Annotated in this window: 19 protein-coding genes; 4 read left to right on the top strand and 15 right to left on the bottom strand. The window is 61.5% G+C overall.

Features of this window, described 5'->3' with window-relative positions:
• Window positions 1-346: 346 nt before the first annotated feature.
• Window positions 347-1,576: a multidrug effflux MFS transporter gene (locus tag ACWHY3_RS08570; RefSeq protein WP_303854411.1), complete on the top strand. Its 1,230-nt coding sequence runs from the start codon at window positions 347-349 to the stop codon at window positions 1,574-1,576.
• Between the two features lie 21 nt (window positions 1,577-1,597).
• On the opposite strand, the gene ACWHY3_RS08565 is transcribed toward ACWHY3_RS08570, so the two are convergent.
• Window positions 1,598-2,569, bottom strand: a complete 972-nt coding sequence (locus ACWHY3_RS08565) for a calcium/sodium antiporter (RefSeq protein ID WP_303854410.1) — start codon at window positions 2,567-2,569, stop codon at window positions 1,598-1,600.
• Window positions 2,570-2,945: 376 nt separating this feature from the next.
• Between ACWHY3_RS08565 and ACWHY3_RS08560 the strand changes: the two genes are divergently transcribed.
• Genes ACWHY3_RS08560 through ACWHY3_RS08550 form a run of 3 tightly spaced genes read left to right on the top strand, consistent with a single transcriptional unit; the run spans window position 2,946 to window position 6,581 of the window.
• Window positions 2,946-4,322 carry a PqiA/YebS family transporter subunit gene (locus ACWHY3_RS08560; protein WP_442978349.1) on the top strand — a complete coding sequence of 459 codons (1,377 nt, stop codon included), beginning with the start codon at window positions 2,946-2,948 and terminating at the stop codon, window positions 4,320-4,322.
• A complete protein-coding gene (gene pqiB / locus ACWHY3_RS08555; RefSeq protein WP_087718863.1) occupies window positions 4,315-5,955 on the top strand; it encodes an intermembrane transport protein PqiB in 1,641 nt (546 codons plus the stop codon). The genes ACWHY3_RS08560 and pqiB overlap by 8 nt, the downstream gene beginning before the upstream one ends.
• Window positions 5,952-6,581: a PqiC family protein gene (locus ACWHY3_RS08550; protein ID WP_256961188.1), complete on the top strand. Its 630-nt coding sequence runs from the start codon at window positions 5,952-5,954 to the stop codon at window positions 6,579-6,581. The genes pqiB and ACWHY3_RS08550 overlap by 4 nt, the downstream gene beginning before the upstream one ends.
• A 149-nt stretch (window positions 6,582-6,730) precedes the next feature.
• On the opposite strand, the gene ACWHY3_RS08545 is transcribed toward ACWHY3_RS08550, so the two are convergent.
• The 14 genes from ACWHY3_RS08545 to motA form a co-directional block, all read right to left on the bottom strand.
• A complete protein-coding gene (locus tag ACWHY3_RS08545; RefSeq protein ID WP_087718862.1) occupies window positions 6,731-7,429 on the bottom strand; it encodes an RNA polymerase sigma factor FliA in 699 nt (232 codons plus the stop codon).
• A gap of 129 nt (window positions 7,430-7,558) precedes the next feature.
• Window positions 7,559-7,930, bottom strand: a complete 372-nt coding sequence (locus ACWHY3_RS08540; RefSeq protein ID WP_448128022.1) for a flagellar protein FlhE — start codon at window positions 7,928-7,930, stop codon at window positions 7,559-7,561.
• A gap of 146 nt (window positions 7,931-8,076) precedes the next feature.
• Window positions 8,077-10,161, bottom strand: a complete 2,085-nt coding sequence (gene flhA / locus ACWHY3_RS08535) for a flagellar biosynthesis protein FlhA (protein WP_303854407.1) — start codon at window positions 10,159-10,161, stop codon at window positions 8,077-8,079.
• Entirely contained in the window at window positions 10,158-11,321 is a 1,164-nt protein-coding gene (flhB, locus tag ACWHY3_RS08530; RefSeq protein ID WP_448128021.1) for a flagellar biosynthesis protein FlhB, read from the bottom strand. Before flhB ends, flhA begins: the two co-directional genes overlap by 4 nt.
• 151 nt (window positions 11,322-11,472) lie before the next feature.
• Window positions 11,473-12,141, bottom strand: a complete 669-nt coding sequence (gene cheZ / locus ACWHY3_RS08525; protein WP_087718858.1) for a protein phosphatase CheZ — start codon at window positions 12,139-12,141, stop codon at window positions 11,473-11,475.
• 19 nt (window positions 12,142-12,160) lie between these two features.
• The gene (gene cheY / locus ACWHY3_RS08520; protein WP_071230202.1) at window positions 12,161-12,550 is read right to left on the bottom strand and encodes a chemotaxis response regulator CheY; all 390 of its coding nucleotides are present in this window, start codon (window positions 12,548-12,550) and stop codon (window positions 12,161-12,163) included.
• 76 nt (window positions 12,551-12,626) lie between these two features.
• Entirely contained in the window at window positions 12,627-13,691 is a 1,065-nt protein-coding gene (locus ACWHY3_RS08515; RefSeq protein ID WP_448128020.1) for a protein-glutamate methylesterase/protein-glutamine glutaminase, read from the bottom strand.
• A gap of 11 nt (window positions 13,692-13,702) precedes the next feature.
• Entirely contained in the window at window positions 13,703-14,599 is an 897-nt protein-coding gene (locus tag ACWHY3_RS08510) for a CheR family methyltransferase (protein ID WP_448128019.1), read from the bottom strand.
• Between the two features lie 14 nt (window positions 14,600-14,613).
• Window positions 14,614-16,788, bottom strand: coding sequence for a methyl-accepting chemotaxis protein (locus ACWHY3_RS08505; protein ID WP_448128018.1), 2,175 nt, complete (start codon window positions 16,786-16,788; stop codon window positions 14,614-14,616).
• Window positions 16,789-16,922: 134 nt separating this feature from the next.
• On the bottom strand, window positions 16,923-18,533 hold the full coding sequence (locus ACWHY3_RS08500; protein ID WP_448128017.1) for a methyl-accepting chemotaxis protein: 1,611 nt from the start codon (window positions 18,531-18,533) through the stop codon (window positions 16,923-16,925).
• A 232-nt stretch (window positions 18,534-18,765) separates the two neighbouring features.
• Window positions 18,766-19,266: a chemotaxis protein CheW gene (locus ACWHY3_RS08495; protein WP_276231354.1), complete on the bottom strand. Its 501-nt coding sequence runs from the start codon at window positions 19,264-19,266 to the stop codon at window positions 18,766-18,768.
• Window positions 19,263-21,413 (bottom strand): chemotaxis protein CheA, encoded by a 2,151-nt coding sequence (cheA, locus tag ACWHY3_RS08490; protein ID WP_332779789.1) that lies wholly within the window; start codon window positions 21,411-21,413, stop codon window positions 19,263-19,265. Before cheA ends, ACWHY3_RS08495 begins: the two co-directional genes overlap by 4 nt.
• 49 nt (window positions 21,414-21,462) lie before the next feature.
• Complete coding sequence (gene motB, locus ACWHY3_RS08485; RefSeq protein ID WP_448128016.1) at window positions 21,463-22,377, bottom strand: flagellar motor protein MotB; 915 nt, start codon at window positions 22,375-22,377, stop codon at window positions 21,463-21,465.
• Window positions 22,374-23,261, bottom strand: coding sequence for a flagellar motor stator protein MotA (motA, locus tag ACWHY3_RS08480; protein WP_448128152.1), 888 nt, complete (start codon window positions 23,259-23,261; stop codon window positions 22,374-22,376). The genes motB and motA overlap by 4 nt, the downstream gene beginning before the upstream one ends.
• Between the last annotated feature and the right edge of the window lie 197 nt (window positions 23,262-23,458).

The following is a 23,458-nucleotide window of genomic DNA, read 5'->3' as shown; positions in this document are numbered from 1 at the left end:
CAGCCTCGAGGCTTACCGAGTGCGACGTCATGGCCTCGATGGAATTCATCTCTGCGACAATCTGTCAGCCTGACAGGATCGAATCGGCCTACCCGGCTCTCTCCTCGCCCGCCCTTGCTGCTCCGCGCGGAGTCCCTTCATTCGTCGGGTGCTGTTCGTGAACCAGGCTCTTGCCGACGATATGCAAGCGTTTCGGCGACGCGCAAGCGTTTCGACGACGCGCAAGCGTTCCGGTCAGACGCAAGGCTTTGGTCAAATAGTCATACAAAGTCGAATCGCGTAAGGTCCTAATGGCTACTGCGCTATTCGATTGCTCGACAACCACCGCCATTTCACGAGGCGCTTCGTGACCGATCCCGCCACATCGACGTCCTCTTCCGCAACCCAAGCCACGCCGGCACGCGCAGTGCCAGCGCTATGGATGCTGGTGCTCATCACGCTGGCCGGTACGTTGGCCATGCATATCTTCGTGCCGGCACTGCCCATTGCCGGCGAGGCGCTGAGCGCCGACAACGCCCAGATGCAGTTGACCATCAGCCTCTACATTCTGGGGCTGGCGATCGGCCAACTCTTCTACGGCCCGCTCTCCGACGCGGTAGGCCGACGACCGGCACTGATGCTGGGCATGCTGATCTACAGCGTGGCGGGGATCGTTGCCTGGCAGGCGCAAAGCGTCGAGACGCTGATCACGGCGCGCTTCTTCCAGGCCTTCGGCGGCTGTGCCGGGCTGGCACTGGGCCGCGCCATGATCCGCGACACCGCTGCGCCGGACCGCGCCGTGCAACGGCTGGCAGTGCTCAATCTGGTCGTGGCCATCGGGCCGGCCATGGCACCGCTCATCGGCAGCCTGCTGACCACCACGCTGGGTTGGCGTACCGTGCTGCTGGCACTGTGCCTGATGGGCGTGGGCAACCTGCTGTTCGTCTGGCGGCTGATGCCGGAGACCGCGAAGCCCAGCGGCCGGATCGATCTGCTCAATCTGGCGCATGAATATCGAACGCTGATCCGCTCGCCGGCCTTCATCGGTTATGCCATCGGCGGCGGCTGCGTCACCACCGCCATGTTTGCCTTCGTCGCCTCGGCGCCGTTCATCTTCGTCGAACAGCTGGGCAAGCCGGCAAGCCACGTGGCGTATTACCTTTCCCTGCTGATCCTGAGTATTTCGCTGGGCAACTTCATCACCAACCGCACGATCCACCGCATCGGTCTGGTTCGATTGATGCTGGCGGCGAGCCTGCTCAGCCTGACCGGGGGCATCTCGATGCTGGTCATCGTGCTGGCCGGCTGGGCGTCGGCGGTCACTCTCGAAGTCTCGGTGCTGCTGTTCACCTTTGGCGTGGGCATGACCGGGCCGACCGCGTTGACGCTGGCGGTGGGCATCAACCCCAAGGTCGTCGGTTCCGCCGCCGGTCTTTACGGGTTCGCCCAGATGGGCATCGGCGCGCTCTGCACGGCGCTGGCCGGACTCGGCGACGACCCGGCCCTGGCCGCGGCCGTGGTGCTCGCCACGGCTGCCGTCATCGGCCAGATCGCGCTGAGGAGCGCATTGCGGTTCGATCGTCAGGTCCAGCGCTGAGGCTCTCTCCCCGGCGAGGAATCAACCACCGACCACGCTGTAGACCAGCCATGCGGTGTAGGCCACGAAACTGACGAGCAGCAGAGCCCCCTCCAAACGATTGATGCGCCCCTGGCCCTTGAAACCGATCCCGAACACCAGCAGCACGAGCGTCAGAGCGGCCATGACCGGCCAGTCCCGTACCAGCACATCCGGATCGACGTCGATGGGATGAATGACGCCCGCTAGCCCCACCACCGCCAGCGTGTTGAACAGGTTCGACCCAACCACATTACCGATCACCAGGTCATGCTGATTCTTGCGCACCGCGCTGATGGAAGAGGCAAGCTCCGGCAACGACGTACCGATGGCAACCACGGTCAGGCCGATGACCAGGTCGCTGACCCCGAATGCCGAGGCGATATCCACCGCCCCCCAGACCAGCAGACGTGAGCTGACGATCAGCAGGACCAGGCCCACCAGGGTCCAGGTAATCGCTCGCTTGAGCGTCATCGCCTGGGTATCGAGGTCGGCCGTCGTATTGTCGGCGAGAGTATCACTGCCTTGCTGCCGACCGCGTATGATGCTGTAGGTCAAGAAGGCTGCCAGCATTGCCAGAAGCAGCACCGCGTCCCAGCGCGACACGGCGCCGTCCTGAAGGCACCAGAGCGATGCCAAGGTCACCAGCATGAGCAACGGCAACTCCTGACGCAGCACTTGCGAGTGCATGATCAACGGGCTGAGCAGGGCCACGAACCCCACGATCAAGCCGATATTGGCGATGTTGGAGCCATAGGCGTTGCCCAACGCCAGGCCAGGGTTGCCTTGCCAGGCGGAAAGCGCCGACACCATCAATTCCGGCGCCGAGGTACCGAGTCCGATGACCACCATGCCGATCAGCAAGGGCGACAATCCCAGATGACGCGACGTCGCGGCCGCGCCATCGACGAAACGGTCGGCACTCCATACCAATACCGCCAGCCCGAGAGCGACGGCGGTGATCGCCATTAGCACGATAGAATCTCCTTGCACCTGATATAGGGATGGTGTGTGTCGTCGCATGCCGGAAACGCATGCCCCAGGGCCGTCGGCGCCAAGCTACTGACAAACATACGCATGTGAATGTACGCTGTTCGCTGCCCTGACCACGCCTGATCGTCGATCCGCGTCGCCACACGCCACTCTAGATACCAGGCATTGAGGCAAAAGCATAGCGGAACGACAACGCTGCGAGTTGCTCAAGTTGCTATAGTAGCGTGAGATCGATGGTACCGACGGTGGGCAATCGATCAATACTCGAGTCCTCCTTCAGGACTGGTGCGTCTGAACCAACGGCTCGAGCCATCACGCATCATGTCCGACACCCTGGAATATCAACGCGAGACTCAGCTTGGCCGACACGTTTTCGTCACAGACCGCTCATCCAGCGCGCGCGCCGCACGTGGCGACGACTCGTCATTCGCGGCGGCGTCTGCGCGCCTGTCACGAATGCGATCTGCTGGTGGCATTGCCGGCGCTGAAGCCCGGCCAGAAAGCGGACTGCCCCCGCTGCGAGCACACCCTGGCCGTCCGCCATCACAAGCCCGCCGAGCGTAGCCTGGCCCTGGCCATCGGCGCGCTCATCATGCTGCTGCTGTCGGTGGCGTTTCCTTTCGTCAGCTTCGAGGCCCGTGGCGTCAGCAACCGTATCGAGCTGACCGAGACCGCCTCGACGCTGGTCGGCTTCCATGAGCCGCTGGTGGCGATCTGCGTGCTGCTGACCGTGATCATTCTGCCCACGGTCTACCTGTGCGGCGTGATGTGGCTCTCGCTGGGGCTGCTGAGTCGGCGCTTCCTGCCGCATTCGCGGGGTGTCGCCCGGGCGCTGAAACACCTCACCCCCTGGATGATGGCCGATGTCTTCGTCATCGCCGCCCTGGTGAGCCTGATCAAGGTCGCGGGCATGGCCGAGGTCAGCCTGGGTCTCTCTTTCTGGACGTTTTGCGCCTACGCCCTGCTCTTGCTGCTGACGACGCAGTCCCTCGATACCGACTGGATGTGGTTCTCGCTGGCCAGCGAACCCCTGGCGCCTGCGGGCGCACGCCCGGGTGAGCCGGCCTCGCCCCAGGGATTGAGCGGTTGCGCCACCTGCGGCCTGGTCAATCGTCTCGATGCCAACGGACGCGGGCACTGCCAACGCTGCGGTGAATCCCTTCACGCTCGCACGCCCCGCAGCCGTCAGCGCACGCTGGCCCTGCTGCTCGCCGCGGTGGTGATGTACATACCGGCGAACCTGTACCCGATCATGACCACCACGTCGCTGGGCAACAGCTCCCCCTCGACGATCATCAGCGGGGTCATGCTCTTCCTGCAGCATGGTGATATCCCCATCGCCGTGATCATCTTCACCGCCAGCGTGGTCGTGCCCATCGGCAAGATTCTCGCGCTGGGCTGGCTATGCTACGCCGTCCGCCACCGGGGCGAACCGCTGCGCAACGTCACGCGCGTTCGCCTGTACCGCATGACCGAATTCATCGGCCGCTGGTCGATGGTCGACGTCTTCGTGGTCGCCATCCTGGTGGCACTGATACGCGCCGGCGAGTTGATGTCGATAGCGCCCGGCCCCGCCGCGCTCTCTTTCGCTTCCGTGGTCATCCTTACCATGCTGGCCGCGATCAGCTTCGACCCCCGCATGATCTGGGACGATCTGCCCGAAAAACCGCGGCGGCGCGGGATGTCCCGCATCGCCGCCCTCGCTTCTCCACGCAAGGAACCCGACGATGCCTGATGCTCCCCTGCGCGCGACGCGCCACCATCGCCGGCGGCTTTCGCCGATCTGGATCGTACCGCTCGTGGCGGTTCTCATCGGCGCATGGATGCTCTACGACAATCTCTCGGGACTCGGCCCCACGATCACCCTGGAGATGAAAAACGCCGAGGGCATCGAGGCCGGCAAGACATTGATCAAGACGCGCAACGTCGAGGTCGGCCGCGTCGAGGACGTGACACTCTCCGAAGACATGTCCCACACCATCATCACGGCCCGCATGAAGCCCGATACCGAACGCATGCTGAATGACGAGGCGCGCTTCTGGGTCGTCAAGCCGCGTATCGACCGGGAAGGCATCAGCGGACTGGGCACCGTGCTCTCGGGGGCCTATATCCAGCTGCTGCCCGGCAACGGCGAAACCGCCCAGCGTGAATTCGAGGTACTCGACCAACCGCCCGTGGCTCCGCCCGATGCGCCGGGCATTCGCGTCAACCTGGTCAGCAAGGTGGGCAGTTCCCTGCGCGCCGGCGACCCCATCACCTATCAGGGATTCACCGTCGGGCGCGTGGAGAACACCGAGTTCGATCCCGAAGAAAAGGAAATGCGCCATCGCCTTTACATCCAGTCGCCTTATGACGTTCTGGTCACGGACACCACACGCTTCTGGATCTCGTCGGGTGTCGACGTGCGCCTCGACTCCCAGGGCTTTCGGGTCAACGTGGAATCCATGGAATCGCTCATCGGCGGCGGCGTGACCTTCGGCGTGCCGGAGGATGTCGCCATGGGGCATCCCGCCGAATCCGAGGCGACCTACCAACTCTTCAGCGACGAGGAAAGCGCGCGTGAAGGCACCTTCGACCGCTACCTCGAATACGTGCTGCTGGTCGACGACACCGTACGCGGCTTGAGCCGAGGCGACTCGGTCGAGTACCGCGGCGTGCGCGTGGGGACCGTGGAAGCCGTGCCCTGGCGCTTCTCCGCTCCCCAGCCGGATACGCTGAACCGTTTCGCGATTCCGGTACTGATTCGCATCGAGCCACAGCGCTTCGACGACGCCATGGCGAATTTCGACGCCGAGGACTGGCGTGCCCGCCTCGAACGCATGTTCGAGCACGGCCTGCGCGCCACGCTCAAGGCCGGCAATCTGCTCACCGGCGCGCTGTTCGTCGACCTGAACTTCAGCGACGACGCACCTCCCTACGAGGCGATGACGTTCGACGACAAGCCGGTGTTCCCCACCATCTCCGGCGGCTTTGCCCAGATCGAACAGAAGGTCTCCAACCTGCTCGACAAGCTCAACGAGCTGCAGGTCGAACCGATCCTCGATCGTCTGGACGAGACCATGCAGACCTCCCAGCAGACGCTCGAACAGGTGCGCCAGATCGCCGAGTCGGTCAATGCCATCGTCTCCGACCCTGCGACCCAGCAGTTGCCAGGCAGTCTCAATGACACGCTGCAGGAACTTCAGAATACGCTGAATGGCTTCTCTGCCGGTTCTTCGGGGTATCGTCAGCTGAATGACACGCTCAAGCAGCTGGAGATGCTGACGCGGGATCTGCAGCCAGTCGCCAAGACCTTGAGCGAAAAACCCAACGCGCTGATTTTCGACCGTGAAGTTCAAACCGATCCCGTGCCGAGGGCTCCCCAATGATGAAGTCGTCCCTGCCCCGTTGGCGCCGAGTTGGCGCCACCGCCCTGCTGGCGATCGCCGCCGCGGCGCTTGCCGGCTGCGCCTCCCAGTCGACGCCGACCAACCGGTATACCTTGCCGAAGGCCGACAGTCCGCAGCAGGCGAGCGAACCTTCTCCGCAAGCGGCCACGCTGGCGGTCGGTCCTGTCGAGGTGGCCAGCTACCTCGACCAGGAAGGGATCGTCATGCAGACCAGCGATATCGAACTCAACGCGGCCAACCAGAACCTGTGGGCCGAGTCGCTGGGGCAGCAATTGACACGCCGTCTGCGGCAATCGCTGGCGGCCAATCTGCCGGATATCGTAGTCCTGAACACCGCCCGCAGCGAAGCGGGTGCGCAACGACTGACGCTCAGTGTCGACCAGTTTCAGGGCCGCTATGACGGTCAGGCGGTGGCATCGGGGGAATGGCAGCTCCATGATGGCAACGACCTGGTGGCACAGCGCCACTTCGAGGTCGCGCAACCCTTGAGCGATGACGGCTATCCTGCGCTGGTGCGCACTCTGGGTACCGTGTGGGACGACGTGGCGCGGCAAATCGCCGAAGACATCCGCGCTGTCTCGACGACGTCGCCAGCCGCCGACTAAGCAACGCCCAACGTCAAAGCGCCTATCCAACCGGGCATGACAACGTAGCCATGCCCGGTTGGATAGGCGCTCGGGATCTGTCGAGTGTTCCGGCTTGGGCAGAGCGCCCGATCTCGATCGGGAGCCCAGAGGATGAGTGATTCAGGCGATCAGTGATTCAGACGGCTGCGCAGACGCGCTACCGCCTGGCTGTGCAACTGACAGACGCGGGATTCGCTGACGCCGAGCACAGCGCCGATCTCCTTCAAGTTGAGCTCTTCCTGGTAATAGAGCCCCAGCAGCAGCTTTTCCCGCTCCGGCAAGGCATCGATCGCTGCCATCACATTGGTACGGTTGTCTGCATCGAGCAGCGCCTCCAACGGCGATGGCAGGTTACCTTCCGCAACCGAGGCGATGCCGTTCTCGGTGTCGCTCTCGTCGTAAGCCAGCAGAAAGCCGTTGTTGGCATCGGCCAGCAACTGATGGTAATCGTCGCGGGACATGCCCATCTCCTGGGCGATTTCGCGTTCATCCGGCGCCCGCCCCAAGTGCTGCTCCAGCCGACGCACGGCCTGATCCAGCGCCCGGGCGTTACGCCGTACGCTGCGCGGCATCCAGTCACGGCTACGCAGCTCGTCGATCATCGCGCCGCGAATGCGCTGGTTGGCATAGGTCGAGAAACTCGCGCCGTGCGAATTGTCGTAGCGCCCCATGGCGTCCAGCAGACCGAGCATGCCGGCCTGAACGAGATCATCGAGTTCCACGCTGGCGGGTAGGCGCACCTGAAGGGAGAGCGCGTGGCGCCTCACCATCGGCATGTACTGCTCAATCAATGCGTGCTGATCGATTTTGCCCTGTGCGGTATACATCGAATGGCCTCGTGCAAAACACCTTACGGTCATGGGACGCATGACCTATACCCCATTATGCCGCGCAGCCGCTGAGCCAAGACGGCAAACTGCCCGTTTTCCAGCGGCTATTTCGGCTATTTGTCAGCGTCACTGACGGTAGTCGACGATCAGTTGGCCGCCGGCGATGACCCGTTTGCCATTGGCATGCTCTCCCCGTGGCAACAGGAAACGCAGCCGGAATGGAAGGGACGCGGCCCGCCCCGAGAAGCGCTGCGTTTCCCCCCGCGACCGAACCAGCGGTAGACAGAGCTGCCCATGGCAGAGCCAGGCCTTCAATGTCGGCGCTGGCGTATCGGTCTCGAACACCCAGCGAACATTCGCGATTTCGCCCTGTTCCGCCGACGGCGGCAGCGTGATCGGCGCACTTTCCAAGGGTCGCTCCGACACCACGATCGTCTGGCGCGGCAGTTGGCCTACCCAAGTGGCCTGGGCCGCCCAGGCCGGCGCGATCGTACCCATGACCATCACAACCGTGGCGATCGCACCGCCTAGCATGCAGGTGGCCTTTGAGCGCACGTTCGGCACCAGGGAAAACGCTCTTAACAGAGACGACGCCCGTGGCATCGTAGACAGGGTCCCCGTTCTCATCGACCGGACACCGCCAGTCATGACGATGCCCCGATGGTCGTGGTGACTCGCAAGTTGCGGTCGTCGGGAATTTCAGCCTGAGAAAGCACGACCAGGGACTTGATCTGACGACGCAGGAAACGCGCCAGCAGCGCCCGCAGGCCATGCTGAACGACCAGCACGGTGGGCTCGTCACGGCTCTGCTGTCGCTCCACCGCAGCGGCGGTCTGTTGCATCAGCGTATCGGCCAGCCCCGGTTCGAGCGCGCCGCCGTTGTTGAGCGCTTGAGCCAGAACCTGCTCCAGCCGGGGTTCCAGCCCCATCACGTGCATCGGCTCTCGTCCCGGGAACCACTGCTGGGTAATCGCCCGGCCCAGCGCAACGCGTACCAGCGCGGTCAACTCGTTGGCATCGGATTGCTGCGGCGCGTACTCCGCCAGCACGTCGAGAATCGTGTGCATGTCGCGGATCGGGACGTCTTCGGCAAGCAGGTTCTGCAGGATGCGTTGCAACGTCGTCAGCGCCAGCAGCTTGGGCACCACGTCTTCCACCAGCGACTTCTGCTGCTCCGCCACCTTGTCCAGAAGCTGCTGGACCTCGGCGCGTCCCAGCATGTCGCCAGCGTTTTCATGCAGCAGATGGTTGAGATGCGTGGCGATCACGGTGCTCGCGTCCACCACGGTGTAGCCGTAGATCTGGGCTCGCTCCCGTTGCGCCGTATCGATCCAGTAGGCGGTCAGGCCAAACGCAGGGTCCTGGGTCCGGGTTCCGTCCAGCGATCCGGAAACCTGGCCCGGGTCGATCGCCAGCCACTTGCCCGGAAACGCCTCCGCACGACCGACTTCCACGCCCTTCAGGGTGATCACGTAGGCGTTGGGGCTCAGTTCGAGATTGTCGCGAATATGAACGACCGACGGCAGGAACCCGACATCCTGCGCGAACTTCTTGCGCACGCTCTTGATGCGTCCCAGCAGTTCTCCCTGCTGGCGCTGATCCACCAGCGGGATCAGGCGATGCCCCACTTCCAGGCCCAGGGTATCGACCAGTTGCACGTCGTCCCAGCTCGCCTCCGGCGTCTCCTGCACTGCCGGCGGTGCCTTCTCTTCCACCGCCCGCACGGCCTTGACCTGCTCGCGCCGGGACATCCACCAGCCCAGCGCCCCAAGAATGACGGCAAACAGCAAAAAGACCACGTTCGGCATGCCGGGGATCAGACCGAGCAGCCCCATGACGCCAGCCGCGAGGAACATGACGCGCGGGTTGTTGAACAGCTGGCTCAACAGCTGCTGCCCGACGTCCTGATCGGTATTGACGCGGGAAACCGTGACGCCCGCCGCCGTCGAGATCACCAGCGCCGGGATCTGGGCGACCAGGCCGTCGCCCACGGTCAGCAATGTATAGGTTTTCACGGCTTCGCCGAATGGCAGGCCATGCTGAGCCACACCGATCATCAGCCCACCGATCAGGTTGATCACCATGATCAGCAGACCGGCCATGGCATCGCCGCGAACGAACTTGCTGGCACCGTCCATGGAGCCGTAGAACTCCGACTCTTGATTGATCTCGGTACGCCGCCTGCGGGCCTCTTCCTCGCCGATCAGGCCTGCGTTGAGGTCGGCATCGATCGCCATCTGCTTGCCGGGCATGGAGTCCAGGGTGAAACGCGCGCCTACCTCGGCGATTCGTCCGGCGCCCTTGGTGATGACCATGAAGTTGATCACCACCAGAATCAGAAACACCACCAGGCCGACGGCGAAGTTGCCGCCGATCAGGAACTCGCCGAAGGCCTCGATCACCTTACCCGCGGCATCACCCCCCTCGTGGCCTTCCATCAGCACCACACGGGTGGATGCCACGTTCAGCGACAGTCGCAGCAGCGTCGAGAACAGCAGGACCGCCGGGAACGCCGCGAAGTCCAGCGGCTTTTCCGTGAACATGCTGACCAGCAGCACCATGATCGACAGCGCGATATTGAAGGTGAAAAAGAGATCGAGCGCGAATGGCGGCAACGGCAGGATCATCATGCTCAAGATCATGATGATCAGCACAGGGCCGGCCAGGATCTTGAACTGCGTGTCAGCCGGCCACTTGCGCTGACCGAACCACTGGGTGAGCGCGTTCATTCACTCTCCTTGGAAGAATCTGACGCCGCTTCGTCTAGCGCTGGCGGCACGGGCAGGTCGCGGGGCGTTGGCGGAATATCGCCGCCGTCGGTTTCGACCTGTTTGAGGCGGAAGGCCCAGGCCAGGACTTCGGCAACCGCCGTATAGAGATCGCCAGGGATCTCCTGTTCCAGATCGACGTGATGATACAGCGCGCGTGCCAGCGGCGGTGCCTCCAGCCGCGGTATGCGATTTTCGTCGCCGAGCTCCCTGATCTTGGCGGCAACGTGATCGGCCCCCTTGGCGACGACCCGGGGAGCGGACATGGAATCCTGCTGGTAGCTCAGCGCCACGGCATAGTGCGTCGGGTTGGTCACGATCACGTCAGCGGTCGGCACCTTGCTCATCATCCGCCGTCTCGCCATGGCCTGCTGCTGAGAGCGTATGCGGCCCTTGACGTGCGGGTCGCCCTCGGTTTCCTTGTGTTCCTGACGAATGTCTTCGCGGCTCATGCGCAGCTTCTTGTTGTGACTCCAGAGCTGATAGGGAACATCGATCAGGATGACCAGTATCAAAGAGGTCACGATGAGCGCACAACCCACGGCCGCCAGACGCATTGCCGTGGCCAGCGCCTGCTGGATCGGCATCTCCATGAGGCCAAGCAGCGTATCGTGCTGCGCCCACAGGTACACCACGCCGACGCCACCGACCAGTACCGACTTGGCGATGGCCTTGGCCAATTCCGCCAACGCCTGGGTCGAGAACATGCGCTTCAAGCCCTTGAACGGGTTCAGCTTGCTCAACTGCGGCTTGAGCGACTTCGCCGAGATCAGCCAGCCACCCAGCATCGTCGGCCCCAGGATCGCCGCGGTCGTAAACAACAGAAACAGGGGCAGCAATGCAATCAGCGTATGCTGCCCCAGCACCCAGACGTGACTCAGCATCCGAGCGCTATCGAACGCCAGCCCATGATCGAAAAGGAAAGCCTGCTCCATGACGAGACTCAGCTCGTCATAAAGATTATTGCCCATGACCCACAGGCCAAGTACACCGCTGACCAGCAACAGGAAGGTGGCGAGTTCGCGTGACCGCGCGACCTGCCCCTCCTCTCGAGCTTTCTCGATTCGCCTGGGCGTCGCCGGTTCGGTCTTTTCCTGATCGCTGTCGTTCTGCTCGGCCAAGCGCGCACTCCGCCACGGAAGGGGATGAATACCTGGACGCTATTCTGCTTGGAGAGAAGAAACATCAAACGGAGAAATAGCAGGATGAACACCCTGCTATTTCGGGAGGCTAGACATTTGCGAAGGCCGGGGAAGGTTCTCTCGGCCGGGGTCAGAACCCGAGACTGTCCAGCAGGTCGTCGACCTGATCCTGACTGCTGACGACATCGGCAGCCTGCGGATTGACCTGAGGGCCATTGAGCAGCGAGTCGGGTTGCTCGGCCACGCGAGTGGCGCGCTCACGACGCTCGGTTCCCTCGGGCGCGTTATCGATCAGTACCTGCACCAGCTGCTGCTCGATCTCGTGGATCACGTCCATCATCTTCTTGATGACCTGGCCGGTGAGATCCTGAAAATCCTGCGCCATCATGATCTCGAGCAGTTGGGCATTGGTGGCACTGGTCTGCTTTGGCACGTTCTGCAGATAGGAACGGGTGTCCTTGACCAGCGCCTTGGCCTCGTCGAGCGCCTTGGGTTCGGCAAACCACTCATCCCAACGCTTGTCGAGCGCGATCGCTTCGCTCTCGAGTGCATTCTGCAGAGGCTGGGCATGATCAATGGCATTGAGCGCGCGTTCCGCCGCCTGCTCGGTCATCGACGCGACATAGCTGAGCCGGTCACGAGCATCGGGAATCGCCTGTGCCGCCTTTTCCACCTCTTTATCGAGGCCCAGCTCACGCATGTTCTCACGCAGCATGCGAGTGAGATGGCCAATACGGCGAATCAGATCGTCGGGAGCCACGCTTTCCGCACCGCTGCCTTGAGGGTTGGCACCACTCATGATCTACCCTCCGTAGGCGTCACTTGCCCAGTTTTTCAAAAATTTTGTTGAGCTTTTCCTCGAGCGTCGCCGCAGTGAACGGTTTGACGACGTAGCCGTTGGCGCCGGCCTGGGCAGCCGCGATGATATTTTCTTTCTTGGCTTCGGCCGTCACCATCAGCACGGGCAGCGAGGAGAGCTTGGGATCCTGACGGATCTCCTTGAGCATCTCCAGACCATCGAGATTGGGCATGTTCCAATCTGAGACCACGAATTCGAAGCCACCGGCACGCAACTTGGTCAACGCTTCCTGCCCATCCTCGGCCTCTTCCACATTTTCGAACCCGAGTTCCTTGAGCAGACTGCGGACGATCCGACGCATGGTCGGGAAATCATCCACTACCAGGATGCTCATGTTCTTGTCAGCCATCATCTTTCCTCTTCACTTCATTAGGCGGGCATGGTCAGGTTATCGGCAGCATGCCCGCTCGCTTTAAACGTCCTGTTTATACGCGCTGCGCGCGTCCGGCCAAGTGCATCTGCTGAACCAGGTGTCCCGCAATATCATTCAGTGCAATGACGTCAGTCGCCCCGCCAAGCGCGATCGCTTCCTTGGGCATGCCGAATACCACGCAGCTCGCCTCGTCCTGTGCCACGGTATGGGCGCCGGCCTCGCGCATCTTGAGAAGCCCGGCAGCACCGTCACGTCCCATCCCGGTCAGGATGACACCCAGCGCATTACGGCCAGCACAGATGGCGGCTGACTGGAACAGCACATCGACCGAGGGCCGGTGGCGATTGACGGGAGGACCGTCATCGAGCGCGATCACGTAGTTCGCTCCCGAGCGAGTCAGGCGCATGTGCCAGTCCCCCGGTGCGATATACACATGCCCGGGCAGGACACGCTCACGGTCTTCGGCTTCCTTGACGGTGACCCGGCAAAGACGATCGAGCCGTTCAGCGAAGGAGCGCGTAAAGCCTCCCGGCATATGCTGCGTAATCAACACCGAGGGGCTGTTCGCCGGCAACGGCTCGATGACCTGGCGAATGGCTTCGGTCCCCCCCGTCGAGGCGCCGATAATGATGATCTTTTCGCTCGACAGCATCGGGGCCTTCAATACTTCACGCGGTGCCGCCGGCTTGGCCAGAGCGCCTTGGCGGCTTGGCCGGGCTTGCGCGGCAGCCCGGATCTTCTCGGCGATCATGCCGGCATATTCCAGCATGCCGTCCCGGATCCCGACTTCCGGCTTGGCGACGAAATCGACGGCACCCAACTCCAGCGCCCTCAGCGTAATTTCGGAGCCCCGCTGCGTCAGCGAGGAAACCATCAGCACCGGCATCGGGCGCAAGCGCATCAGACGCTCGAGAAAATCCAGCCCGTCCATGCGCGGCATTTCGACATCCAGCGTCAGGACGTCGGGGTTGTGCTTCTTGATCAGGTCCCGCGCCACCAGCGGGTCCGGCGCCGTGGCAACCACGGTCATGTCCGGCTGGGCATCGATGATCTTGGTCATCAAGTCGCGAATGAGCGCCGAATCATCGACACAAAGTACTTTGATCTTCGGGTTCACCGTTTCACTCCCTAGCGCGAGACGTCCGGCGTCGTTCGCGCCGACGGCGATGCCAACGTATAAATGGTCTGGCCTCTCAAGCGAAAAGCCTGACTCAGGAAGGAGAAATTCTCGGAGTGACCGGCAAACAGCAGGCCATCCGGTTTCATTTGGGACGCAAAACGACGCAGGATATTCGTCTGTGTCTCTCTATCGAAATAAATCATGACGTTGCGGCAAAAAATGATGTCGAACGGGCCATTGATGGACCACGTTCCCGTGACCAGATTGAGCGGCCGGTAATCGATCATGGCCGCCAGTTCGGGGCGCACTCGCGCCTTGCCGGCGCGGGCCCCGCTACCACGCTGAAAAAATTGCCGACAACGGGCCTCACCGAGTTTCTCCACCACTTCCAGCGGATAGATACCGGCGCGAGCGACGTTCAGCGCTTCGGTATCGATGTCCGTCGCCAGGATCTTCACCTGAGATGCCGCGGCACCCAGCGTTTCTCTCACCGTCATCGCCAGGGAATAAGGCTCTTCCCCGGTAGAGGCACCGGCACACCAGATTTTGATACCGGGTCCGCGTCGACGGACCTCGTCGGCCAATGCCGGGAAATGATGGGCTTCACGGAAGAAGGCCGTCAGGTTCGTGGTCAAGGCGTTGGTAAAAGCTTCCCACTCCTTGGAATCGGATCGACGCTCGAGCCTGTCCAGATAATCGCTGAAACGATTCATGCCGTGCAGACGCAGCCGCTTGGCCAGGCGGCTGTAGACCATCTCGAGTTTATTGTCCGCCATGACGATACCGGCACGACGGTAAATCAGGTCCCGAACCCGCTCGAAGTCACGCGGAGTGAAATCGAGGTCTCGCGTGAAACCTGTGCCGTTATCACCGTTGCCATCCTTGGAGCCGGGGCTCGAGAACATGGCTGTCTCGGTTTTCAAAATGCCTCCCACTCCTCATTGTCATCCGTCACCGTCCGACGATCGGCTGCGGGCTGCGCGGCCAGGGATTTCGACGGTTTGGCCTTGTGCTGCCTATCTTCGGCATGGGTGTCGGAGGCAGAGTTTCCGATTCGAATCACGCGTTCGTCACCGCTACCCGCCAGGCGGAATACGTCAATGGACGTGGTCAGATGTTCGACGCTGGCCCGCAACTCGGCGGCCGTGGTTGCCGTGATTTGCACACGCTCGGCGTTCTGCTGGGTCACTTGGTCCATTTGCGTGACCGCCTGGCTGATCTGCTGAATCCCGCTGGTCTGCTCTTCCGAGGCCGCGGAAATCTCGCTGATGATGTCATTGACACGCGTCACGGCATTGACCACTTCATCGATCGACCCTTCGGCCTGACGCACCAGATCGGCACCACGCCCCACCTCCTGGGTCGAACTATCGATGAGACTGCGAATCTCCTTCGCGGCATCGGCGCTGCGGCTGGCGAGGTTGCGCACTTCGCCGGCTACCACGGCAAAACCACGCCCCTGTTCGCCGGCTCTCGCCGCCTCGACGGAGGCATTGAGTGCCAGGATATTGGTCTGGAACGCGATCGAGTCGATCACGCCGATAATATCGGCGACCTTGCGCGAGCTATCGGTAATACGATCCATGGTGCCAACGACCTGCCCCATCACCTCGCCGCTTCGGCGTACGGTGTCGGTCGCGCCATCTGCCAGCTGACTGGCTTGGCGAGCATTGTCGGCATTCTGTTTCACGGTCGCCGTCATCTGCTCCATGCTGGTTGCGGTCTCCGCCAGTGAAGCAGCCTGCTGTTCGGTACGTGAGGAGAGATCTTCGTTACCGCTGGCGATATCCCGCGTGGCCGGGACCACAACCGCCACGTTCGAATTGACGTCGCCCACGATCGTGCCCAGACTCTGGCGCATGCGATTGAGTGCGCCGACCAGACGCCCGACCTCATCATCACCGCGCTGCTTCAACGTGGCACCCAGATTGCCCGAAGCGATCTGCAGTGAAAATTCCAGGGCTTCGCGAACCGGCTTCAGTGTCGCGCGTATCGTCGTCCACCCCACCGCAATCAGCAGGATGGCGCCTACCGCCAGCAACGAGATAAAGATGAGCATCGTGGTGCGCTGGGATTCGGCAGCGCTGATTGCCATCTCCGCCCCGCTCGCACGCTTCGCTTCGACCAGGGCATTCAGGTCACTGCTGATCTTGTCGCTGTTGGCCTGCAGCACGTCGTTGTAGGCTACGTAGGACTGGTAGAAATCCCCGCCGTTGAGCGCCGCCATCACGCCCTTGAGGCCTTCATCGCGATAGGTCTGAAGATCGGCCGCAAAGATTTCCGCCGCCTCTGTCCGGTTGGCAGGTCGCCCTTCGTAGTAGGCGTCCCAGGTGCGGTTCAATTCGGCGATGAGCGCGTCGACCTGCGCATTCACCGGCGCCAGATCCGCGGCCATCGGATTGCTGACCGGTTTGTCAACCAGATCACGCCCTTTCGACATCAACTGATCGATCTTCTGTAGCCGAGCCAGATCCTCCAACCCGTTGGTGGTCAGCTGCTGCAACCGTTGTCCATCTTCATGCAACGCATACATCGAAACCCCACCACTGCCCGCCAGCACGACCAGTGCCAACACCATCATTGAAATCAACCGTCCCTTGAGCGAGCGCAGGCTGATGCGCCGAAGCGCCGGGAGCACTCCTCGCGGCTTCAATTCGCCATGGTCGAGCTTGACGCCCCGTTTGCGCCCCGCCAGCAGCTGTGGATAGTGCTTTTCCGCCAGACGGCGCGATTTATCGGTGACCTTGACCCGCACCGAGGTGTAGCCCACGACCTTGCCCCCTTCGACGATGGGGGTAACGGTCGACTGAACCCAGTAATGCGACCCGTCCTTGCGGCGATTCTTGATGACCCCAGACCAGTTCTCGCCCTTCTGCAGCGTTTTCCAGAGATTCTCGAAAGCCGCCGGAGGCATGTCCGGGTGACGAATGATGTTATGAGGTGCACCGATCAGCTCTTCGCGGCTGAAGCCGCTGATCCGGACGAAAGCCGGATTGGCGTAGGTGATCCTGCCTTTCAGATCGGTTCGCGAGATCAGGTAATCCGATTCGCTTATCACGAATTCCTGGTCGGTGACAGGCTGATTGTTTCGCATCACAGCATTCCTGGTGTTGTTATGCCCACTCGCGATTCGCCGGAGGGCAATGGAGGCAGACCAAACGTCACTATTATTACCAATTGTTATCGGCCGGCCGCCGACACTCTTGAGCCCTCCGGGGCGCTACCGGTTCAGGCCGGCTGCTCATGCCCCAGGCGCGCTCGCTCGGTGTCGGGGCGCCACTGGGTCAGCCCGGCTTCACTGGTACCGTCGGTCGGCGCCAGACGGTACTGTTCCAGTGTCGATTCGAGCTTTTGCGACTGGCTCACCAACGACTGCGAGGCGTTGGCCGTCTGCTGTACCAGAGCGGCATTCTGGCTGGTGACCTGATCGAGCTCGGTGATCGCCTGGTTGACCTGTTCGATGCCGCTGCGCTGTTCACGCGATGCATTGGCGATCTCTTCCATCAACCCGCTGACGCTGGTCACCGAGGAAACGATCTCTTCCATGGCACGCCCCGCCTGCTCGATCAGCGTGGCACCGCTGTTCACCTGCTCGCCCGAGCCGGTGATCAGCTTGCGAATGTCTCTGGACGCTTCCGCGCTGCGGCTGGCGAGGTTGCGCACTTCCTCGGCGACCACGGCGAAACCCCGTCCGGCGGACCCGGCACGGGCGGCTTCGACAGAGGCGTTCAACGCCAGGATGTTGGTCTGGAAGGCGATGTTGTCGATCATGTCGACGATTTCCGCCATCTGTCGTGAGCCATCCTGGATTCGCGCCATCGTCGTCTCGATGTCACGCATCATCTCGCCACCCTGCTGCGCACGCTGACGCGTCTGCGCCGCGGCCCGGGTCACCGCTTCGGCGTTATCGGCGTTGTGGCGAACCGTCTGGGTCAGTTGCTCCATGCTGGAGGCCGTTTCGACGATGGCCGCAGATTGCTGGTCGGTGCGTACCGCCAGGTCCTGATTGCCGCTCGCGATCTGCCCGGCACCGACATTGACCCATTCAGCGCTGGAGCGGATGTCGGCAAAGGTTCTCGAGAGTCGCTGACGCATGCTTTCTATCGCGAACAGCAGGCTGTCGGTATCTTTCGGCTTGAGTACCAACGCCTGGGAAAAATCTCCCTCAGCAATCTTCTGGATGCTGTTGCGGGCATGTCCGGGATCGCCCCCCAGCCGGCCAAGCACGTTGCGGATGATCCAGGCGACGATGAGAGATAGCAGGCCGCCGATTGCTGCGATGAGTGCCAGATAGACCACGGCCCCATCGATCAGCATGGCATCGATGTCGTCGATGTAGACGCCCGTGGCGATCTGCCAGTCCCACTGAGGCACGCGCATCACATAGCTGAGCTTGTCGTACATGGTTTCGCCGTCGCTGCGACGAGAGGCGTAAGTCACGAGCCCGCCCTCGGGCTGCTGCGCGGCAGCGAGCATGTCTCGATAGAGATAGAGACCGTTGGGATCCTGATAATCCCGCATACTGTCTCCCACCGCGCGCCTAGGATGCTCGACGATCTCGAGATCGGAATCGAAGACGAAAATGTAGCCGTCGGCACCGAATCCTAGATGGGCAAGGGCATTGCGCGCCTGCTGCTTGGCATCCGCTTCACTCAACTCGCCACGTTCCGACTGAACGACGTAGTTGTCGACCAGTTGCTTGGCACTACCGATGAAGTACTGCAGGCTCTGGACTCGCTGCTCCAGCAGATTTTCCCGCATGGAATAGAGCGACCAGCCCGCTACCATGATCAAGCCGACCCACATCAACCCTAACGTGGTCCATAACTTCCGCCGCATCGTCCATTCGCGAAAACTCAGCATGGCATCTCACCCGAATTGCTCGAAATATTCACTAGAAAGGTGCCACGCTCGCTTCCATGAAGCCGATTTTTCAGCGCGGCAGAGGTTTCATCGGCCCGCCGATGGATCACCTTTACCTTTATTAGACCAAAGCCTAAAAACCGACGAATTTACCCTGGATACAACCGCAGCCGAGACCGCGGTTGATAACGAGCTTTCTTGGCGGCAGTCAGACGCTTTCTGCCGTACGCTCGACCAGCTGCATTTCTTCGTGGGTCAGCAGCTTTTCGATATCGACCAATACCAGCATGCGGTCCTCCAGGCTGCCGATTCCGCTGAGATAATCCGACGATAGCGTGACACCGAACTCCGGTGCCGGCTTGATCTGATCCGGTGCTAAGCTCATTACATCCGAGACGCCATCCACGACAATGCCGACGATGCGATCGTCGACATTGACCACGATCACTACCGTCTGTCCGCCGTATTCGACCTTGTCGAGATGGAACTTCAGTCGCAGATCGATGATGGGTACGATGACGCCACGCAGATTGGTCACCCCCTTGATGAACTCGGGCACGTTGGCAATCCGGGTAACATTTTCGTAGCCGCGGATCTCCTGTACCTTGAGAATATCGACGGCATACTCCTCATCGCCGAGGGAGAAGACCAGATATTCACTGCTCACTGCGTCAGCGATGTGGGCATCCATGTTCGCTTGCGGGCTCATACTCGCGCTACCTCATGTAAGTGTTGGCGTTTCGCCTCGTGACGCTGTTGCGATTTGCGACGATCGAGGCGATGGAGATCGGCAATATCGAGAATCAGCGCAACGCTACCGTCGCCGAGAATGGTAGCGGCGGAAATCCCCGGCACTTTGCGATAGTTGGTTTCAAGGTTCTTGACCACGACCTGCTGCTGGCCGATCAGGTCGTCGACCAGCAAGGCATAGCGGCGGCCCTCGCCCTGGACGATGACCGCAATGGCCTCGGTCAATTCGGTCTTGGCGCCGGCCACATCCAAGGCATGGTGTAACGCGATGATCGGCAGATACTCGTCGCGGACCTTGAGAAGCTGATCGTCGCCCGCCATCGAGTAGACATCCTCGGCTTGAGGCTGTAGCGATTCGAGCACCGCATTGAGCGGCAGCAGGAACGTCTCCCGGCCGCAGCGAATGGACATGCCGTCCAGAATCGCCAGCGTCAGCGGCAGCACGATCCGCGTCGTCGTCCCCTCGCCGGGCTTGCTGAGGATCTCGACGTGCCCGCCCATCTCCTGGATGTTGCGCTTCACGACATCCATACCGACACCACGCCCGGAAACATCGCTGACCTGCTCGGCGGTCGAGAAACCTGGCGCAAAGATCAGTTGCCAGACCTCGTCGTCGCTCATGGTATCGCTGATCGCCAGGCCGTTGGATCTCGCCTTGGCCAGAATCTTGTCCCGGTTGAGCCCGGCACCGTCGTCGATCACTTCGATCAGAATATTGCCGCCTTGATGCTGGGCAGACAGGGTGAGACGTCCGGTCGGTGACTTGCCGGCGGCTTCCCGCTTCTCCCGCGACTCCAGCCCGTGATCCAGGCTGTTGCGTACCAGGTGAGTCAAGGGGTCGATGATGCGTTCGATCAGACTCTTGTCGAGCTCGGTGGACTTGCCTTCCGTCACCAGTTCGACATCCTTGTCCAGTTTGGCGGCCAGATCCCGAACCAGGCGAGGAAATCGACTGAAAACATAGTCCATCGGCATCATGCGAATCGACATTACCGCTTCCTGCAGATCCCGCGCGTTGCGCTGCAACAGGTTCATGCCGTTGACCAAGGGGCCATGGGAAACGATATCCAGATCGCTGGCCGTCTGTTCGAGCATCGACTGGGTAATGATCAGCTCACCGACCAGATTGATGATCTGGTCCACCTTGTCGACCGGCACCCGGATCGTGCTGGACTCGCTACCTTTGGCACTCTTGCCGCCAGACTTTCCGGCAGCACGAGCCGGAGCGGCTTGGCTCTTGGCTGGCTCAGGGCTGGTGGTCTGTTCGGGAATCGCTGGTGCTGCCGGTTCGCTTACCGGCGCTGGCGCTTGCTCGGCTGGCTCGCGCTCTGCTGGCGCCTCCGGGGTCTCCGTACCAGCGCCGGGGGAGGCGCTGCCGTCAACTTCGATCGACAGCTGCTCCGGCTCGATGATGAAGCAGAGAACGGCTTCGATATCGTCCTGGGATTCGGCACTGTCCAGAGACACCTGGTAGCGCTGCGCATCCCCCGACTGCGAAACGATCGTGCCGAAATGCTGCAACTCTTCGACCAGCAGGGCACGATCCTTGTCACTGACCCCCACCAACGCGATCGAGAGCCGTCGCTTTGCGTTCTCCGCGCCATCTCGAGTCGCCTGGTCATCGGCAGGCTGCCGAGGTGCCTCGACCTCTGGCGTCGGCGCTGGAGCCGGTTCGGCGGCCGGTGCCGCTGTCGTCTTGGTTACCGCTTTCTGCTGGCCCAATTCATCCAGCGCTATCTGCTGCAGGACACGTGAAATCCGTTCGAACGCCTCGGCATCGGGTTCGCCGCCATTACGGTAGGCATCCAACTGGTCGTGAAGCATATCTTTGGTTTCCAGAAACGTGTCGACGATATCGCGCCGCAGACTAAGTTCGCCACGCCGGGTATGGTCCAGCAAGTTTTCGAGCAGGTGGGTCGTCTCCTGCAGGACGGTAAACCCGAAAGTACCTGCGCCGCCCTTGATGGAGTGTGCCGCGCGAAAGATCGCGTTGAGATCCTCGACATCCGGATCGTCGACATCGAGATCCAGCAGCAGGCGCTCCATATCCGCCAGCAGCTCTTCGGCTTCTTCAAAGAAAGTCTCGTAAAAATCTGAAATATCCATGAGCACCTGCCATAGAAGCCCCGCAAATAAGGGCGTGAACGCGTTTGCGTCAGTCCGCTGAATCCTGCCCGGTCGCCGTCACTCCACTCCCCTCGGCGGGCGCCGGTACGCTATCGGAAAGCGGCGCTTGTTCCTGCTGTTCGATTGCCTTGGCCGCCCGGTTGTCCAGCACCACGATGCTGATACGCCGATTGACGTCATCGCTGGGGCGAGTATTCGGGAGTGTGACGCGCGACCCCATACCCGCCACTCTCAACAACTTGTCGGAAGAAAGACCGGCGGCCACCAGTTCACGTCTCGAGGCATTGGCACGATCGGCGGAGAGTTCCCAATTGCTGTATCCCTTCTCCCCCCCGGCATAAGGGAGGTTATCGGTGTGACCACTAATACTGATCGGGTTGGGCATTTCGTTGAGCACCGGCGCGATCCGCTGGAGTATCTTCTGCATGTAAGGTTCCAGCCGATCACTACCGAGTTCGAACATCGGACGCTTGTCGCTGTCCACGATCTGCACTCGCAGCCCTTCCGGCGAGAAATCCATACGCAGCTGCGAGCGTAGCTCGCGAAGCTGCGGGTCATTCTGAATTACGCGTTCCAGACGATCGCGCAGGAAGCGCAAGTTACGCTGCTCATCGCTCGGGCGTGTCTGCTCATGAGGGCTCACACGGCGCACTTCACCCTCGGTCCTGGTCGGGTCTTTACCGCCGCCCGGGATGGCACTGGTGCTCGCTGTCGTTTTGTCCCCACCCGTCAAGGCGACGGCCAACGGGGTACGGAAGTATTCGGCGATACTTTCGAGTTCGTGATCGTTGACGGTGGACAATATCCACAGCACCAGGAACAGGGCCATCAACGCCGTCATGAAATCGGCGTAGGCAATCTTCCACGATCCGCCGTGATGTCCGGCGCTTTGAACCCGCTTGCGCTTGACGATAATCGGTCGACGATCCCCTCCACCACTCATGCGCCATCCGTCCCTGTTCCCTTGAGCGTCTGGCCGCTGGATCTCACGTGCTCTTCCAGCTCACCAAACGAGGGGCGTACGGCGGTAAATAGCGCCTTACGGCCAAACTCGACCGCCAACTGAGGCGCCAGACCGTTGAGACTGGCCATCAGCGTCACCCGGATGCACTGCAGCATCTTGGTCGCTTCGCCCACCTGAAGATTGATATGGTGAGCGATAGGCGTCACGAAACCATAAGCCAGCAGAATGCCGGCGAAGGTCCCCACAAGCGCCTGAGCGATCATCTGCCCCATGATGGCTGCTCCCTGATCGGCGGACCCTAGCGCATGGACGACACCCATGACCGCAGCAACGATCCCGAAGGCCGGCAGGCCGTCTCCAACGGCAGAGAGTGAATGGGCCGGCAGTTCTGCCTCATGTTGGAAGGTCTCGATCTCGTGTTCCATCAGCGCATCGATTTCGAACGGATCCATGTTACCGCTGACCATCAGACGCAGATAATCGGTCAAGAACGCCATGATCATGGGGTCAGAGAGGATCTTGGGATAATCCGCGAAGATAGCGCTGTCCTGCGGCGCATCGATATCCCGTTCTATCGCCAACATGCCATCGCGACGCGCCTTGGTCAGAAGCCGGTACTGAAGCGCCATCAGCTCCATGTACATCGTCTTGTTGTAGCGCTTGGTGCGCTTGAGCTTCGAGAACGTACGCAGCGTCGCCTTGATCGCCTTGCCATTGTTGGCACACACGAAAGCCCCAAGTGCAGCACCGATGATCATGACGAACTCGGCAGGCTGCACCAAGGCACCAAGGTGCCCGCCGATGGCGACGTAGCCACCGAACACACTACCCAAAACGATGATGTAGCCCAGTAGAATCAGCACGGAAATGCTCCCGAATACAGTGCGTGGCGAACCTGATAACTGTATCGGCAGCGGGACCGCTGCTCTTGAGGGTAGAAATATCAGAAAAGCGTGATTCGTCGACAACAGTGCGACAAATCCATCGACATCATGCTCATGCCAGGAATAAAAAACACGCAAACAAAAAAGGCGGGCCATGATGGCCCGCCTTTTGAAGA

The sequence above is a fragment of the Salinicola sp. NYA28a genome, from assembly GCF_976982775.1.
This window is presented reverse-complemented; position numbering and strand designations above follow the sequence as displayed.

Excerpts from the sequence above, each read along its gene's own strand:
- ACWHY3_RS08500 (WP_448128017.1), bottom strand. The coding sequence starts at position 18,533 with ATGCGGCGGAAGTTATGGACCACGTTAGGGTTGATGTGGGTCGGCTTG.
- motB (WP_448128016.1), bottom strand. The coding sequence starts at position 22,377 with ATGAGTGGTGGAGGGGATCGTCGACCGATTATCGTCAAGCGCAAGCGG.
- ACWHY3_RS08510 (WP_448128019.1), bottom strand. The coding sequence starts at position 14,599 with ATGTTCTCGAGCCCCGGCTCCAAGGATGGCAACGGTGATAACGGCACA.
- cheY (WP_071230202.1), bottom strand. The coding sequence starts at position 12,550 with ATGGCTGACAAGAACATGAGCATCCTGGTAGTGGATGATTTCCCGACC.
- pqiB (WP_087718863.1), top strand. The coding sequence starts at position 4,315 with ATGCCTGATGCTCCCCTGCGCGCGACGCGCCACCATCGCCGGCGGCTT.
- ACWHY3_RS08545 (WP_087718862.1), bottom strand. The coding sequence starts at position 7,429 with ATGTATACCGCACAGGGCAAAATCGATCAGCACGCATTGATTGAGCAG.
- ACWHY3_RS08550 (WP_256961188.1), top strand. The coding sequence starts at position 5,952 with ATGATGAAGTCGTCCCTGCCCCGTTGGCGCCGAGTTGGCGCCACCGCC.
- cheA (WP_332779789.1), bottom strand. The coding sequence starts at position 21,413 with ATGGATATTTCAGATTTTTACGAGACTTTCTTTGAAGAAGCCGAAGAG.
- ACWHY3_RS08505 (WP_448128018.1), bottom strand. The coding sequence starts at position 16,788 with ATGCGAAACAATCAGCCTGTCACCGACCAGGAATTCGTGATAAGCGAA.
- ACWHY3_RS08540 (WP_448128022.1), bottom strand. The coding sequence starts at position 7,930 with ATGGGTACGATCGCGCCGGCCTGGGCGGCCCAGGCCACTTGGGTAGGC.
- cheZ (WP_087718858.1), bottom strand. The coding sequence starts at position 12,141 with ATGAGTGGTGCCAACCCTCAAGGCAGCGGTGCGGAAAGCGTGGCTCCC.
- ACWHY3_RS08495 (WP_276231354.1), bottom strand. The coding sequence starts at position 19,266 with ATGAGCCCGCAAGCGAACATGGATGCCCACATCGCTGACGCAGTGAGC.
- flhA (WP_303854407.1), bottom strand. The coding sequence starts at position 10,161 with ATGAACGCGCTCACCCAGTGGTTCGGTCAGCGCAAGTGGCCGGCTGAC.